The sequence below is a fragment of the Limobrevibacterium gyesilva genome, assembly GCF_025989185.1.
Taxonomy (GTDB): domain Bacteria; phylum Pseudomonadota; class Alphaproteobacteria; order Acetobacterales; family Acetobacteraceae; genus Limobrevibacterium; species Limobrevibacterium gyesilva.
Genome location: NZ_JAPDNT010000050.1, coordinates 1 through 15,141 on the forward strand (window position 1 = coordinate 1; position 15,141 = coordinate 15,141).

13 protein-coding genes and 1 pseudogene are annotated in these 15,141 nt (G+C 70.7%); 5 read left to right on the plus strand and 9 right to left on the minus strand.

The genetic code is table 11. From position 1 onward, the window contains the following. A partial coding sequence (locus OL599_RS24730; RefSeq protein WP_456306721.1) for a MutS N-terminal domain-containing protein occupies positions 1-751 on the minus strand: 751 nt, incomplete at its 3' end. A 113-nt stretch (positions 752-864) separates the two neighbouring features. Here OL599_RS24730 and OL599_RS24735 point away from each other — a divergent pair. Both OL599_RS24735 and OL599_RS24740 read left to right on the plus strand, forming a co-directional pair. Beyond that, positions 865-3,150, plus strand: a complete 2,286-nt coding sequence (locus tag OL599_RS24735) for an NADP-dependent malic enzyme (RefSeq protein ID WP_264716721.1) — start codon at positions 865-867, stop codon at positions 3,148-3,150. 325 nt (positions 3,151-3,475) lie between these two features. Then, a complete protein-coding gene (locus tag OL599_RS24740) occupies positions 3,476-4,744 on the plus strand; it encodes a sensor histidine kinase (RefSeq protein ID WP_264716722.1) in 1,269 nt (422 codons plus the stop codon). 28 nt (positions 4,745-4,772) lie between these two features. On the opposite strand, the gene OL599_RS24745 is transcribed toward OL599_RS24740, so the two are convergent. The 3 genes from OL599_RS24745 to OL599_RS24755 all read right to left on the minus strand — a co-directional run bounded on the left by OL599_RS24745 (position 4,773) and on the right by OL599_RS24755 (position 6,788). Continuing rightward, positions 4,773-5,153 (minus strand): hypothetical protein, encoded by a 381-nt coding sequence (locus tag OL599_RS24745; RefSeq protein WP_264716723.1) that lies wholly within the window; start codon positions 5,151-5,153, stop codon positions 4,773-4,775. Positions 5,154-5,329: 176 nt separating this feature from the next. Beyond that, positions 5,330-5,818: a bactofilin family protein gene (locus OL599_RS24750; RefSeq protein ID WP_283949930.1), complete on the minus strand. Its 489-nt coding sequence runs from the start codon at positions 5,816-5,818 to the stop codon at positions 5,330-5,332. A gap of 292 nt (positions 5,819-6,110) precedes the next feature. Further along, positions 6,111-6,788 (minus strand): EI24 domain-containing protein, encoded by a 678-nt coding sequence (locus OL599_RS24755; RefSeq protein ID WP_264716725.1) that lies wholly within the window; start codon positions 6,786-6,788, stop codon positions 6,111-6,113. Positions 6,789-6,871: 83 nt separating this feature from the next. Between OL599_RS24755 and OL599_RS24760 the strand changes: the two genes are divergently transcribed. The 3 genes from OL599_RS24760 (at position 6,872) to OL599_RS24770 (ending at position 11,432) form a co-directional block, all read left to right on the plus strand. Continuing rightward, the gene (locus tag OL599_RS24760) at positions 6,872-7,867 is read left to right on the plus strand and encodes an adenosine kinase (RefSeq protein WP_264716726.1); all 996 of its coding nucleotides are present in this window, start codon (positions 6,872-6,874) and stop codon (positions 7,865-7,867) included. 141 nt (positions 7,868-8,008) lie between these two features. Then, on the plus strand, positions 8,009-9,841 hold the full coding sequence (gene typA, locus OL599_RS24765; protein ID WP_264716727.1) for a translational GTPase TypA: 1,833 nt from the start codon (positions 8,009-8,011) through the stop codon (positions 9,839-9,841). 262 nt (positions 9,842-10,103) lie between these two features. Continuing rightward, positions 10,104-11,432 carry an AmpG family muropeptide MFS transporter gene (locus OL599_RS24770; RefSeq protein ID WP_264716728.1) on the plus strand — a complete coding sequence of 443 codons (1,329 nt, stop codon included), beginning with the start codon at positions 10,104-10,106 and terminating at the stop codon, positions 11,430-11,432. A gap of 191 nt (positions 11,433-11,623) precedes the next feature. Here the strand turns inward: OL599_RS24770 and OL599_RS24775 are convergent, their stop codons facing one another. The 5 genes and pseudogenes from OL599_RS24775 to OL599_RS24795 all read right to left on the minus strand — a co-directional run. After that, a complete protein-coding gene (locus tag OL599_RS24775) occupies positions 11,624-11,866 on the minus strand; it encodes a hypothetical protein (RefSeq protein WP_264716729.1) in 243 nt (80 codons plus the stop codon). 177 nt (positions 11,867-12,043) lie between these two features. Then, a complete protein-coding gene (locus OL599_RS24780; RefSeq protein ID WP_264716730.1) occupies positions 12,044-13,144 on the minus strand; it encodes a DUF2125 domain-containing protein in 1,101 nt (366 codons plus the stop codon). 182 nt (positions 13,145-13,326) lie between these two features. After that, on the minus strand, positions 13,327-14,088 hold the full coding sequence (locus tag OL599_RS24785; RefSeq protein ID WP_264716731.1) for a lysophospholipid acyltransferase family protein: 762 nt from the start codon (positions 14,086-14,088) through the stop codon (positions 13,327-13,329). Continuing rightward, on the minus strand, positions 14,085-14,771 hold the full coding sequence (locus tag OL599_RS24790; protein WP_264716732.1) for a YdcF family protein: 687 nt from the start codon (positions 14,769-14,771) through the stop codon (positions 14,085-14,087). Before OL599_RS24790 ends, OL599_RS24785 begins: the two co-directional genes overlap by 4 nt. A gap of 27 nt (positions 14,772-14,798) precedes the next feature. After that, positions 14,799-15,141: pseudogene (locus tag OL599_RS24795) on the minus strand (cell division protein FtsX); the annotation flags it as partial.

Genomic DNA, 15,141 nt, shown 5'->3' on the forward strand with positions numbered 1-15,141 from the left:
GCTTGCCGGCCTGGGTCAGGCGCACATCGTCCAGCGCCAAGGCGGCGGCCATCGCCTCGGCATCCGAGAAGCTGCCGAACGCGTCCAGGCTGGCCGCCGCGAACGCTTCCGCCAGCCGCCGCCGCGCGGTCTGCGGCGGCGACGCCGGGCGATCGGGCGCGCGGCGCGGCCCCCAGTCACCCAGTTTCAGGTCGGCGGGGGCGAGGATCTCCGCCGGGTCCAGGCGGCCCAGCAGCGTCAGCAGATCGCCGCCGGCGACCGCCTGCGTCTCGAACAGGCCGGTGGACACATCCAGCCACGCCGCACCCAGCCGTTCGCCGGCCGGCGCCAGCGCCAGCAGCAGGTTCGGGCGCGCCGATTCCAGCAGCGCATCCTCGGTCAGCGTGCCCGGCGTGATCAGGCGCACCACCTCGCGCCGGATCGGCGCCTTCCCCGTGCGCGCCTTCGCCTCCTCCATCTGCTCGCCCACGGCGACACGGAAGCCACGGCGAATCAGGCGGGACAGATATGACTCGGCGGAATGCACGGGTACGCCGCACATGGGGATCGGCTCGCCCGCATGCTCGCCGCGCTTCGTCAGCGCGATGTCGAGCGCCGCGGCGGCGGCCTCGGCGTCCTCGAAGAACATCTCGTAGAAATCGCCCATGCGGAAGAACAGCAGCGCGTCGGGATGCTGTTCCTTGGCGGCGAACCACTGCGCCATCGCGGGCGAGGCGCCGCGGGCGTCGGGCGTGCGGCGGGGAGCGTTCATCCCCTTCCATTAGCCGTGCCCGCAGCCCTTGCGAAGCGCCCGCTTCCCCAAGGGCATGCGAATGACCATGATGATGCCGACAGGACAACGAGACTCGAAGGAAGGAAGCGATCATGGCCGATGGCAGCAACGATCCGCGCACAGCCCGAGTCTCCGGCGAGGAAGCGTTGGCGCTGCATGCGGCGGCGCCAGCCGGCAAGCTGGCGACGCGGCTGACCAAGCCGCTGACCACGGCGCGCGACCTCTCGCTCGCCTACTCCCCGGGCGTCGCCGAGCCCTGCCTGCACATCGCCCGCGAACCCAGCCTCGCCTATGACTACACCAGCAAGGGCAACATGGTCGCCGTGGTGTCCAACGGCACCGCCGTGCTCGGCCTGGGCAACCTCGGCGCGCTGGCCAGCAAACCGGTGATGGAAGGCAAGGTCGCGCTGTTCAAGCGCTTCGCCGACGTCGACGGCATCGATTTGTGCGTGGATACCGAGGACGTCGACGCCCTGGTGAATTGCGTGCGCTATCTCGGCCCCAGCTTCGGCGGCATCAACCTCGAGGACATCAAGGCGCCGGAGTGCTTCATCATCGAGCAGCGCCTGCGCGAGATGATGGACATCCCGGTGTTTCACGACGACCAGCACGGCACCGCAATCGTCGCCGCCGCCGGCCTGATCAACGCCTGCCATCTGACCGGGCGCGACCTCAATGCGACGAAGCTGGTGGTGAACGGCGCCGGCTCGGCCGCCATCGCCTGCGTCGAGCTGCTGAAGGCGATGGGCATGCGCCCCGAGAACGTGGTCCTGGCGGACACCAAGGGCGTGGTCTACCAGGGCCGCACCGAGGGTATGAACCAGTGGAAATCGGCGCATGCGGTCGCCACCAGGGCGCGCACGCTGACCGAGGCGCTGGAGGGAGCCGACGTGTTCTTCGGCCTGTCCGTGAAAGGCGCGCTCACCCGCGACATGGTCAGGCTGATGGCGGACCGGCCGATCATCTTCGCCATGGCCAACCCCGATCCCGAGATCACGCCAGAGGAAGCGCGCGCCGCCAGCCCGCAGGCCATCATCGCCACCGGGCGCAGCGACTATCCGAACCAGGTCAACAACGTGCTGGGCTTCCCCTACATCTTCCGCGGCGCGCTCGATGTCCGCGCCAGCACCATCAACGAGGCGATGAAGATCGCCGCCGCCGAGGCGCTGGCCCAGCTGGCGCGCGAGGACGTGCCGGACGAGGTGAACGCGGCCGGCGGCGGCAAGCGGCTGCAGTTCGGCCCCGAATATATCATCCCCAACGCCTTCGACCCGCGCCTGATCAGCCGCCTGCCGCCGGCGGTGGCGAAGGCGGCCATGGACAGCGGCGTGGCCCGCCGTCCCATCGCCGACCTGCGCCGTTACGAGCGTGAATTATCCGGCCGCCTGGACAGCACGGCCAACGCGCTGGACGCCATCAGCGAGCGGGTGCGCGCCGAGCCCAGGCGGGTGGTGTTCGCCGAGGGCGAGGAGGAGAAGATCGTCCGCGCGGCGGTGGCATTCCGCAATGCCGGCTACGGCACCCCGGTCCTGATCGGCCGCGAGGAGCGGGTGCGCGCCACCATGGAGAGCCTGGGCCTGGGCGACTGCACCGGCATCGACATCCACAACGCCCGCCTGTCGCACAACAACCGCAAATACGCGGACTTCCTGTATGCGCGCCTGCAGCGGCGCGGCCACCTGGCGCGCGACTGCCAGCGCATGGTCAACCAGGACCGCAACATCTTCGCCGCCTGCATGGTGGCCACCGGCGACGCCGATGCGATGGTGACCGGCCTCACCCGCTCGGCGGCCGTCTGCCTGGAAGATATCGGCCACGTGATCGAGACTCCCCCGCATGGCATCAGCTTCGGCCTGACGCTGATGCTGGGCGAGCGCGGGCGCGCCATCTTCATCGCCGACACGCTGATGCATTTCCGCCCCAACCCGCAGGAGCTGGCGGACATCGCCGTGGGCGCCGCCGCCGCCGCCCACCGCCTCGGCCATGAGCCGCGCGTGGCGCTGCTGTCGCATTCCACCTTCGGCAACCCGATGCACGCCACCGGCAACACGATCCGCGAGGCCACCGCCATCCTCGACGCGCGGCATGTCGATTTCGAATACGACGGCGAAATGAGCCCGGACGTGGCGCTCGATCCCTCCTATCGCGCGCTGTATCCGTTCTGCCGCCTGACCGGCCCAGCCAATGTGCTGCTCATGCCCGGGTTGCATTCGGCGCATATCACCTCGCGCCTCGCCCCCCGCCTGGGCGGCGGCGGGACGATCGGGCCGATCATCATCGGCCTGACCCATGCGGTGCAACTGGTGCCGATGGACGCCTCGGTCAGCCAGATCGTCGACATGGCGGTCCTGGCGGCATACCAGACCGTGCAGCACTGATACCAACGGCCCTTGATGATGACCCTTCCATCGTCAAGGGCCGTCGGTATCGCGCGCCGATCCGCTTGCGGCACGCAAGCGCGTGCCTGTCGCGGGCTTGGTGGGCGGCGGCGCGCAAAATAACGACTCATACCAGCGGTCATTCTTCATGGCCGCTGGTATGACGCGGCAGCGCTGCGCCGTGGCCGGGGCGACGCCATAGGCAGAAACGTCGGCGTTCTGTAATGATCCGCGGCATCCCCGCAGCTCGCAGGGATGCCAAGGGAGTCGCCGCCATGCGCCACGCCGCCGCCGCCGTCCACGACGATCGCGCCATGCCGCGATCGTGACTCACGACGCAGGCTCACGCAGCGTCGATTTGCGCGCCGGCAGCGCCATCGCGGATGGTGCCCTTCGCCGGCAGGAAGGGGACGTGCCGATGGGCGGCGATGGCCTGGACACGCTGACCGCGGAGCTCGCGGCGCTGCGAGGCGAGAATGCCATGCTGCGCGAAACCCTGGACGCAATCGACGGCACGGTCGCGGTCTACGGCCCCGACCTGCGCTACCGTTTCGGCAACCGCCGCTATCACGAGCTGTTCCCGCATCTGCCGCCGGACGAGATGCTGGCCGGACGCCACTATGCGGATGTACTGGCGCTGTCGATCGACGCCGGCACCGTGGCGGACCGCAGCGCCTATGCCGACCCGCAGGCCTTCATCGCCCGCCGGGTGGCGGAGATCGGTGACCGCGACCGCAAGTCCCGCGAGCTCTACAACAAGAAAACCGACACATGGGCGCTGATCCGGGTCAAATGGACCCCCACCGGCAACCGCGTGGCGTTGCGCGTGGACATCACCGAGCTGAAGCGCCTGCAGCAGGAATTGCTGCGCTCCCAACGCATGGAGACGATCGGCCGCATCAGCGGCGGCGTGGCGCACGACTTCAACAACCTGCTCACGGTCATCATCGGCAACCTCGAGATGATCCGCCTTCGCCCCGACGATCCGGCGCGCGTGCGGGCGCGGTCCGCGGCCGCGCTGGCCGCCGCCGAAGCCGGCGCGCAGTTGATCCGCCAGCTGCTGACCTTCGCCCAGCGCGACATCGCGCGGCCGCGCATCGTGAATCCGAATGTGCTGCTTGCCGGCATGGCCGACCTGCTGCGCCGCACCATCGGTCAGGCGATCCCGCTGGCGATGGCGCTCGGCCCCGATGTCGGGTCCGCCAACATCGACGCCTCGCAGTTCGAATCGGCCATCGTGAACCTGCTGCTGAACGCCCGCGAGGCCGTGGTTGCCGTCCGCGGCATCGACGCCACCGGCGCGATCACGCTCACGACCCGCAACGAAGGCCGCGACATGATCGCGGTCTCCGTCTCCGACACCGGCGCCGGCATGACCGAAGACGTCGCCGCACAGGCCTTCGAGCCGTTCTTCACGACGAAACCCATGGGCACCGCGTCGGGCCTGGGCCTGTCGCAGGTCTATGGCTTCGCCGCCGGCGCCGGCGGCCAGGCCCGCATCGACAGCGCCCCGGGCCGTGGCACCACCATCACCCTCCTGCTCCCCCGCGCGGCCCCGGCCAACGAGTCCCAAGGGGTTTCCGCGCCGCCCTGAGCGCGTGGCGCAGGTGACGGTGGACCGATCAGGCCGGCCGGTCGGCGATCGCGCGCAGGCAGCTTGTCTCGGTCATCCGTACCGGCGTGCGGGTGGAGGCATGGGCAACCCGCAGGCCGGATTTCTCGGGAAACAGCACCACGTCGAGGCGGCAGCCCTCGGCGGTGGCATAGAGCCACACTTCCGCCGTGCCTTCCGCCCGGCGCAGCACCGGCGCGCCGAGGGCCGCCTCGACCGCTTCGGGCCCGACGCCGATGAGGGCGGCAACATGCTCGGGCGGCACCGGGCGTGGCCGCGCCGGCTCGGCCGCCACGGGCGCAGGGGCACCCTCCGGCGCACCCACTTTCGGGGCACAGGCGGCCAGCAGGGTCATGGGCAGCACCAGGGCCAACGCCCAGCGCGCCATCATCCCAGCCCGCGCCAGCCGCCGGCCGGGGCAACGAACCAAAGCACTTTCAGTGTGCCCGGTCACGCCGAGCCAGCTCTAGCGCAGCATCCGGCGCGATACGTCACCCACGTCGGAGCCATCTGGCCACCGTTCAATCGGATGACAGCCGCGCCCGGCCATCTGCGACCCGAGGATCCCTACTCGCCCGGCTCGGCCGGGCGCGCCACCTCGACCGGGCGGGCCGGGTCGCTCGGGCGGGCCGGCTCGGTGATCATCTCGATCCGGCCGGTGATCTGGCCGCCATCCTCGACCTGCAGGCGCCGGCAGCGGGCAGTGCCCAACACCTTGCCGGTGGCCCGCACGATCAGGCTGCCGCGCGCGGTCACGGTACCGTCGATGGTGCCGGCGACCTCGGAGTCCTCCACCTCGACCTCGCCGCGGAACACGCCGCCGGGGGCCACCATCAGCTCGGTGGCATGGATCATCGTGGATTCCACGGTGCCCTCCACCACCAGCCGCTCGGCGTCCTGCACCACGCCCTGCACGCTGATGCCGCGGCCCACCACCAGGGTGCGCCGCTCGGCGGGCTGGCGGCCGGAAACGATGCTGCCCGGGCGGGGCTGCTGCGGTTGCATCGGCGCCTGCGGGGCCGGAGCGGGGGTGCCGGGGAACGGCGCACGACCCATGTTGGGTGTCTCCTTTGGTGGAGCGGGACGGAAGGGAGGCACGCCCAGGCCAAGATCCTCGGGGCGGCCGGACGCGCCAGCCTGCGTGCCCGGGCCGCCAGGCACGTTGGCCGGGGCGCCAGGAGGAGACCCGCCAGCGGGTCCCTGGGCAGGATTGGTGGCCTGCGGTTCGTCGGGCTTGCGACGCTTGAACACGGGAAATCCGTTTCACTCGGGTGAACAACTGTCCGGCTGGCCTAACACAAGGGGGCCCTCGCTCACAACCCGTGGCCGCGCCCCTGCATTCTCGTGATCAGATCTCGCCTGCATCTCCTGGCGTCGCGTGCAGCACATGCACCATGGCGGCGGTGCCCAGCACCGGGGCCAGCAGGTTCAGCAGCGGCACCAGGCTGCCGGCGGTCATCAGCCCGCCTTGCGCCAGCACCGCCAGGCGGCGGCGGCGATACAGGGCGCTGGCGGCAGCGCGGTCCATCCGCCGCATCGCCACCGCCACGAACAGCCCGCGCCCGATCGCCCAGGCCGCCACCACCCAGCCCAGCACCAGCCCCACCCCCGGCAGCAGCAGCGTCAGCACCAGCGCGACGATCTGCATGACCAGTACGCGCAGCCCCAGCACCACGCCGTCCCAGACCTGCTGGGCAAGCGGCGCCGGATGCGCCGGCGGCAGGCCGGGGTAGAAGCGCCGCTCCACCGCGTCGGCGATGCGGTCCACGAACAGGCTCGCGATCACGGTGGCCAGCGGCAGGAACAAAAACAGCGCCAGGATCGCCGAGCCGACGCCGCCGAGCAGTGCGGCCAGCCACGACCACCAGCCCTGGTCGGCCAGCGCCGCATGCGCGCCCCACACGATGCCGGCGGTCAGCAGCGCGAAGCTCAGCGCCGCCCAGGCCACGCTGTGGATCACCACGCCGAGGAACGCACGGTCGTGGAACTGGGCGATGGCGCGCAAAGGCGGAGCGAGCAGGAGCATGATGGTCCCGGGACGATGGAAGGTTGCCGATGCCGGGGCGGGGTGTTAGGCGACGCACCCCCGTCCCGTCCCGGAGTTCTGCCATGGTTTCCCCACGTTTCGACATCCTCGGCATCGGCAACGCCATCGTCGACGTGGTGGCGCCCGTGGACGAGGCGTTCCTGTCGCGCCATGACATGCGCAAGGGCGCCATGGCGCTGATCGACACCGCGACCGCCGACCGCCTCTACGATGCCATGCCGCCGGCACAAGAGAGCAGCGGCGGCTCGGCCGCCAACACCTGCGCGGTGGCCGCCGGGCTGGGCGCGAAGGTGGCCTATCTCGGCAAGGTCGCCGACGACCAGCTCGGCCGCGTGTTCCGCCACGACATCGGGGTCGTGGGCGTGCACTACCCCACCCCGGCCCTGACCGGCGGCGCCCCCACCGCGCGCTGCCTGATCATGGTCACGCCGGACGGCCAGCGCACCATGAACACCTACCTGGGCGCCTGCGTCACGTTCGGCGAGGGCGACGTGGACGAGGCGCTGGTGGCCGACGCCGCCGTGACCTACCTGGAAGGCTACCTGTTCGACCCGCCGGCCGCCCAGGCCGCCTTCCGCCGCGCCGCCGCCGCCGCCCATGCGGCCGGGCGGCAGGTGTCGCTGTCGCTGTCCGACGCGTTCTGCGTCGATCGCCACCGGGCCGCGTTCCGCGACCTCGTGGCCGGCCATGTCGACATCCTGTTCGCCAACGAGGCCGAGATCTGCAGCCTGTACGAATGCAACGACTTCGCCGACGCGGCGCGGCTTGCCCGCGCCGACGTGGCCCTGGCCGCCCTCACCCGCAGCGAGGAGGGCAGCATCATCGTCCGTGGTAACGAGACTGTGACCGTGGCAGCGGTGCCCACCAAGGTGATGGACACCACCGGCGCCGGCGACGCCTACGCCGCCGGCTTCCTGGCTGGGCTCACCGCCGGGCGCCCGCTCGCGCAATGCGGCCATCTCGGCAGCTTCGCCGCGGCCGAGGTGATCAGCCATTACGGCGCCCGACCGCAGCGCGATCTGCGCGAGGCCCTGAAGGCAATCGATTCTATCGTCTGACCTGCACCGATTTCAGGGCGTTTTGGCTCGCAAACGGCGGGCCGATCCATTATGTGTGCGCCGCAACATATCCCGTCGTGCCAGAGATCCGTCCGGCACGGCGTGCATCGGCGTTCTGAAATCCTGTGCCCTTAGGTCCCAATGGATATCCGCAACATCGCGATCATCGCCCATGTCGACCACGGCAAGACCACGCTCGTGGACCAGCTGCTGAAACAATCCGGCGCCTTTCGCGAGCACCAGCACGTGGCCGAGCGCGCTCTGGACCGCAGCGACCTGGAGCGGGAGCGCGGCATCACCATCCTGGCCAAGTGCGCGAGCGTGCTCTGGAAAGACACGCGCATCAACATCGTGGACACCCCCGGCCACGCCGATTTCGGCGGTGAGGTCGAGCGCATCCTGAACATGGTGGACGGCGCCATCGTGCTGGTGGACGCCGCCGAAGGCGTGCTGCCGCAGACCAAGTTCGTGGTCGGCAAGGCGCTGGAGCGCGGCCTGAAGCCGATCGTGGTGGTCAACAAGATCGACCGCCAGGACGCCCGCGCCGACGAGGTGCACGTGGAGGTGTTCGACCTGTTCGCCGCCCTCGGCGCCACCGACGAGCAGCTCGACTTCCCGATGCTCTACGCCTCCGGCCGCCAGGGCTGGGCCAGCCCGACGCTGGACGGCGAGCGCAAGGACCTTTCGCCGATGTTCGACCTGGTGCTGCGCCACGTGAAGGCGCCGGCGCTGGATCGCGACGCGCCGTTCGCCATGGTCGCCTCCATCCTCGACTACGACAACTTCCTGGGCCGCGTGCTGACCGGCCGGCTGGAGCAGGGCCGGGCGCGGCTGAACATGCCGCTGAAGGTGCTGCGCCAGGACGGCAGCGTCGTGGAAACCGGCCGCCTGACCAAGCTCATGGGCTTCCGCGGGCTGGAGCGCGTCGCCATCGAGGAGGCCGTCGCCGGCGACATCATCGCCATCGCCGGCCTGACCGAGGCCACCGTGCCCGACTCCATCGGCGCCCCCGAGTTGACCGCGCCGCTGCACGCCATCCCCGTCGATCCGCCGACGCTGGCCATGACGTTCCGCGTCAACGACGGCCCGCTGGGCGGCCGCGAAGGCAAGAAGGTCACCTCGCGCCAGATCCGCGACCGGCTGCTGCGCGAGGCCGAGGGCAACGTCGCCATCAAGATCACCGAAAGCGCCGAAAGCGAGGCGTTCGAGGTGGCCGGCCGTGGCGAATTGCAGCTGGGCGTGCTGATCGAGACCATGCGCCGCGAGGGTTTCGAGCTGACCATCGGCCGCCCGCGCGTGCTCACCCGTCAGAACCCGGACACCGGCGAGCGCGAAGAGCCGATGGAAGAGGTGCTGGTGGACGTCGACGAGCCCTATACCGGCGTGGTGGTCGAGAAGCTCAGCCGCCGCAAGGGCCAGCTTCAGGACATGCGCCCCTCCGGCGGCGGCAAGGTGCGGCTGACCTTCACCATGCCCAGCCGCGGCCTGATCGGCTACCACGGCGAATTCCTGACCGACACCCGCGGCACCGGCATCATGAACCGGCTGTTCGCCGGCTACGGTCCCTGGGCCGGCCCGATCGAAGGCCGCCGCAACGGCAGCCTGATCTCGAACTCCGACGGCGAGGCCATCCACTACTCGCTGTTCTACCTGCAGGAGCGCGGCGTCCTGTTCGTCGATCCCGGCGACAAGGTCTATCTGGGCATGATCCTGGGCGAGCACTCCCGCGGATCGGACCTGGACGTGAACCCGATCAAGGAAAAGAAGCTGACGAACATCCGCGCCGCAGGCAAAGATGACGCCATGCTGCTGATCCCGCCCCGCCGCATGAGCCTGGAACAGGCCATCGCCTATATCGAAGACGACGAACTGGTCGAAGTGACCCCGTCAGCGGTCCGGCTGCGCAAGCGCCATCTCGACCCGCACGAGCGCAAGCGCTTCGAACGCAAGACTGACGCCGAGGCGGCGGCTTGAGGGAAGGGCTGGGGGCTTCGCCCCCAGACCCCGACCAGGGCGCTGCCGTCGTCGCGCAAGCGGCGCGCCGGATAGCCCCGCAAAGGGGCAGAAGCCCCTTTGATCCCGTTACTTTAGGGGTGCGTTTGCAAGGGGGGCACGACCCCGCTCTGGCAGACCGCACCTCGCGCCCCTCTTGCAAACGCACCCCTAAAGTCTGGGGTTCCAAGGGCTCCGCCCTTGGCGGGCTCCAAGGGCAGAGCCCTTGGTCAGGGGCCTGGGGGTGAAGCCCCCGGCCTTCCTGTCGAACCGTCGCCTCTGGATCATGGTGGCGTTCGGGTTCGTCGCCGGGTTGCCGCTGGCCCTGTCGGGCTTCACGTTGCGGCAGTGGCTGACCGAGGGCCACGTCTCCCTGGCCGCGATCGGCCTCACTGCGAATATCGGCCTTCCCTACACATTGAAGTTCCTGTGGGCGCCGTTGCTGGACCAGGTGCGGCCGCCCGGGGCGCTCGGCCGGCTCGGGCGCCGGCGTGGCTGGCTGCTGATGATCCAGCCTTTGCTGGTCTGCGCCTGCCTGGGGCTGGCCCTGTCGGACGCGCAGGCCGGGCCGGGCGTAGCGATCGCGGCGGCGGCATGCATCGCCTTCCTGTCGGCGACCCAGGACATCGCCATCGATGCCTGGCGCATCGAGGCGTTCGAGCAGCGCATGCAGGGCGCGGCGACGGCGGCCTATGTGTGGGGGTATCGCGTCGCCATGCTGGTTTCCGGCGCCGGGGTGATCGCCTCGGCGGGCGTGGTGGGCTGGCATGTGGCCCTGCTCGGGGTCGCGCTGCTGGCGGCTCTCGGCATCGTGATCACCCTGCTGGCGCCCGAGCAGCCGGCGCCGGAGCGGACGGGGAGTGCTGGCGGCTTGCTGGCGCGCAGCCTGGGGGCCTTCCGGGACCCGCTGCGCGATTTCCTGTCCCGGCGCGGCGCGGTGCCGATCCTGGCCTTCGTGGCGCTGTTCAATCTGGGCGAGGCGATGGCCGGGGTGATGCTGGCGCCGTTCTACCGCTCGCTGGGGTTCGACCGGGCCGCGGTCGCCACCGCGATCGGGCCGTTCTCGCTGGTGGCGACCATGGCCGGCATCGGCGTGGGCGGCTGGCTGGTGGCGCGCATCGGGCTGTCGCGGGCGCTGATCTCCACCGGCTTCATCCAGATGGCGGCCATGGCCATGTACGTGTTGCTGAGCGCCTCGGCCGGCAACCACGCGGTGCTGTTCAGCACGGTGGTGGTCGAGGCGTTCGTGCAGGGGCTCGCCACGGCGGCGTTCCTGGCCTACCTGTCCGGCCTGTGCACGCCCGCCTTCGCGGCGACCCAATATGCGCTGCTGAGCTCGGTGGCGCCGATCGCCTCGCACACCGTGGGCGGGTTTTCCGGCTACCTCGCGCAAGCCACGGGATGGACGCTGTTCTATACGCTGGCGATGCTGGCCTCGCTGCCCGCGATGCTGCTGATGCTGTATATCCTGCGCCACTACCCGCCCGAGCCCGTCCGGGTTCCGCAGGACCGGCTCCCGGACAGCCGGCCGCGGGACGCCCGGCTGCAGGAAAGCCGATCGGCCGGCGCGTGATGTGATACCAACGGCCCTTGACGATGACCCTTCCATCGTCAAGGGCCGTTGGTATCGCGCGCCGATCCGCTTGCGGCACGCAAGCGCGTGCCTGTCGCGGGCTTGGTGGGCGGCGGCACGCAAAATAACGACTCGTACCAGCGGTCATTCTTCATGGCCGCTGGTATGAACGGATCGCCCGCGGCCGCCGCTCAGGCGGCGCGGCGCCGCACTTGGCCGGTGATCTCCTTGCGCAGCGTCACGTTCCGTACCCCCACCGTCTGGCTGAGATTGCCCTCGACCAGATGAACCATCTCGGCCGGCATCGCCTCCATGGCGATGTCGACGCGCGTGATGTCGCCGACGGTGCGAGCTTCGAAGCTGTCGGGGGTCAGGTCGCGCTTGGCGAAGGGTTGCAGCAGGCGCGGCAGCAGGCTGGGGGCGGCATCAGCCATCAGAGTGAAACGGACGGACGCGTGCAGACCCACGAGGGTCCAGGGTTCGGTCGACATCAAGGGAGACTCCGGACGAAGCGGAAGAAGACAGGCGCAGAACAGCCCCGGCTGCTAGGCAGCCGGGCCGATAATTCGCGCGCTGTCGGTCCAGAGCATCATGCAGTGCAATATAGCGTCTCAGGGCGCGTCTTGCCAGTAAAGTTCCGGCATCCGCGCCAGCGGAATGCGGCCGAGCGACAGCCCGCGGTTCTGCAGGGTCAGCGGCACCTCCACTTCCGGCGCGCCGCCCCCCTCGGGCGAGCGGGCCAGCAGCCCCAGCACGGCCTTGGCGGCACCCGCCGTGCGCGGGTTGATGGTGCGCGCGGCTGCCAGCGCGTCCAGCGTCTCGCTTTGGCCGACGATGCGGGCGGTGGCGGCCCCCATCGGCTGCATGTGGTCGTCCAGCGCCAAGGTGGCGCTTCCGGTCAGGCCCAGCGGGCCCCACCCCAACGCCACCCGGCGCAGATCCAGCGTCCCGCCGCCGTCACGCCAGCCGGCCGCCCGGGCGAACGGGGTGCGCGCCTTCGGCAGCGGCCCCATCAAGGCACCGTCCACCACCACGGAGGCGATGCGCCCGCCCAGCGCCCAGCTGCCGCCGGTCTCGGGCGGCGGCAGGTCGATGTCGCCGGCACTCATGGTGAACGACACCGCGGCCTCGCCCTGCGGCGCCGCCGGCTTCGAATCCCCCTGGATCTGCAGCCGGGTCACGGTCAGGCCGCCGGAGGGCAGGCCGGCGCGCAGGCGGTCCACATCGATCTCCACGCCGCGCGCGGGAACGCCCGGTTCCAACGGAATCTCGGCCCGGATGCGGTCGGCGGTGAACGGAATCGCCGGCAGGTCGCTGAGGCGAAGCTGTTGCTGGCCCTGCGCCTCGATGGTCAGGGTACGCGGGCGCAGCAGGGCGACATGCAGCACCACCCGCTCGGCTTTCCAGGTCAGCCCGTGCGGCAGGTCGGCCTTGCCCCCGGTTGCGGACAGGTCAGGCACGCTCAGCTCGGCGGCCAGCGGCCAGCCGCCCCGCACCGGCTGCCCGGCGGTGACCGACCAGCCCTGGGCGCTGCGCGCGGCCACCCAGTCGGCGAAGCCGGATTCAAGCTGGGTCGCGGCGAAGCGCCACAGCAGTGTGTGGCCGGCGATCAACGCCAGGATCGCGGCCGGAACCAGAAACCTGACGCGACGATTGGGCCGGCCTGGCGCGTCGGCGCCGTCCGGCCTGTCCGGGTAGGGAGGATTCGTCATCACCGGCCGTTATAGGCCAGCAATGGCATACGCGGGTATCCCCGGGGTTTGCGGGCCACGTCCGGCCCAGTCATCCCCAATGTGCGCCTGCAACATGCCGGGCCGCCCTGTTGAAAGAATTAATGCGCGATATCAATGTCTTGAAATCTCGATTTGCGGCAGGATCGCAACCCGCGGCGCCATTATCCCACAGAGTTGTCCACAGCCTGCACACGGACCCCTGTGGGTGCATCGAGGGCAGCCGCGCCATCGGCGAACGCCTGCTCCAGGCGGCGCATCACTTCTTCGCGCGGCAATCCGGGGGGAATCGGTGCGCCAACGGCGACATGGATCACGCCGGGTCGCTTGCGGAACGCCCGGCGGCCCCAGCAAAAACCGGAATCGGTCGCGACCGGGATGACCGGCAGCCCGGTGCGCGCTGCCAGTGCCGCAATGCCCGCGTGCAACCTGGCCTGTTGGCCGGGGGCGACGCGCGTGCCTTCCGGGAAGATCACGATCTGGCGTTCCTCCGCCACCGCCCGGTCGCCCTCGCGCAGCAGCGAGCGGATCGCGTTGGCGCCGGCGCCGCGGTCCACGGCGATCATGCCGGCCAGCTGGCTCAGCGTGCCGAAGACAGGAATGCGCAGCAGTTCCTTCTTCAGCACGTAGCAGGGCCGCGGCACCAGCAGCAGCCACACCATGGTGTCGAACGCCGACTGGTGCATGGAGGCGATCAGGGCAGGGCCGCCGGTCGGCAGATGTTCGCGCCCGGTGACGGCCCAGCGGGTTCCGCACAGGTGCCGCAGCCCGAACAGCACCGTCCTGGCCCAGAGGCGCGCGAGATTCAGGGCCCATCGCGGCGTGAGGCCCCTGGTGAACATCCGCGGCACGAGGCTGTACAGGACGAACACCAGGGTGGCGCCGTAGAACCAGGCGTTGAAGACGATCGAACGCAGAAGAATCATCCGCCGCGGCGCTCCTGTGCGGGGGGGTGGGCCTCGGTGCGCGGCGCGGCGTGGCCGGCGCTGCGCGCGGCTGCCCGTTCCTCGGCGCGGGAGGCAAGGCTGGACAGCCCGATCTCGGCCGCGAGCCATTTGGTGTATTCCCCGGCCAGCAGCCGCAACGCCGCCAGCCCCGGCCAGCCCCGCAGCGCCGGCGGCTGAACCGGCACCGGATACAGCGCCACCTCCGGCAGCGTGCGCGACAGCTCGGCCATGGCCCGCGGCATGTGATAGCCGGCGGTCACCACGATCAGCGTGTGGATGTCGTTGCTGTGCGCCCAGTCCGCCGTCTCCGTGGCGTTGCCGCGGGTGGAGGCGGCGGCGCGGCCCAGCGTGACCCGCCCGGACAACGCCGGATCGACGCCGGCGCGGTGGGCCAGCTCGACGAACTCCGCCGCCCGGCCGACGCCGGAGACCAGCAGCTTCTGTGCCTGGCCCCGCGCCAGCAGGCGCAGCGCCGTCTCCACCCGTTCCGCACCGCCGGTCAGTGCCACGATGCCGTCGGCCTGGGGCGGCGGCTCGCTGGGTGCCGCGGCCTTGTGCAGGAACCAGGCGAACCCCACCGCCCAGGACAATGCCATTGCCAGCGGCAGCAGCGCCGCCAGCAACAGCGGGCGCGGCAGGCGAAGGCCGGCGCCGGCCATCATGTGCCCCCCATCATCACGCCCGCCTGCTCATGGCAGTTGCCGCAGCCAGCGCCGCACCGTGCCCTGGGCGGTCGCGAATCCGATCAGCGACGCAGCCAGCGGCAGCCCGGGCAGCGCCAGCCAGAGTGGCCGCGGCAGGGCGCTAAGCCAGCCGAGAACGGCCTCGGCCGGCGCGGCCAGCGACACCGGCCGCGGTGCGCCGTCCATCCCGGCGGCGAAGGGCGCGGCCAGGTCGGCCAGCAACAGCAGCACCGGCAAGGCCGCCAGCGCGCCGACCGCGCCGCCCAGCGCCGCCAGCCGGGTGGCGCGCGCGGCGAAGCGGGCGGCGAGGTAGCTGTCGGTGGCGCCCAGGCCGTGCACGATCTCGATC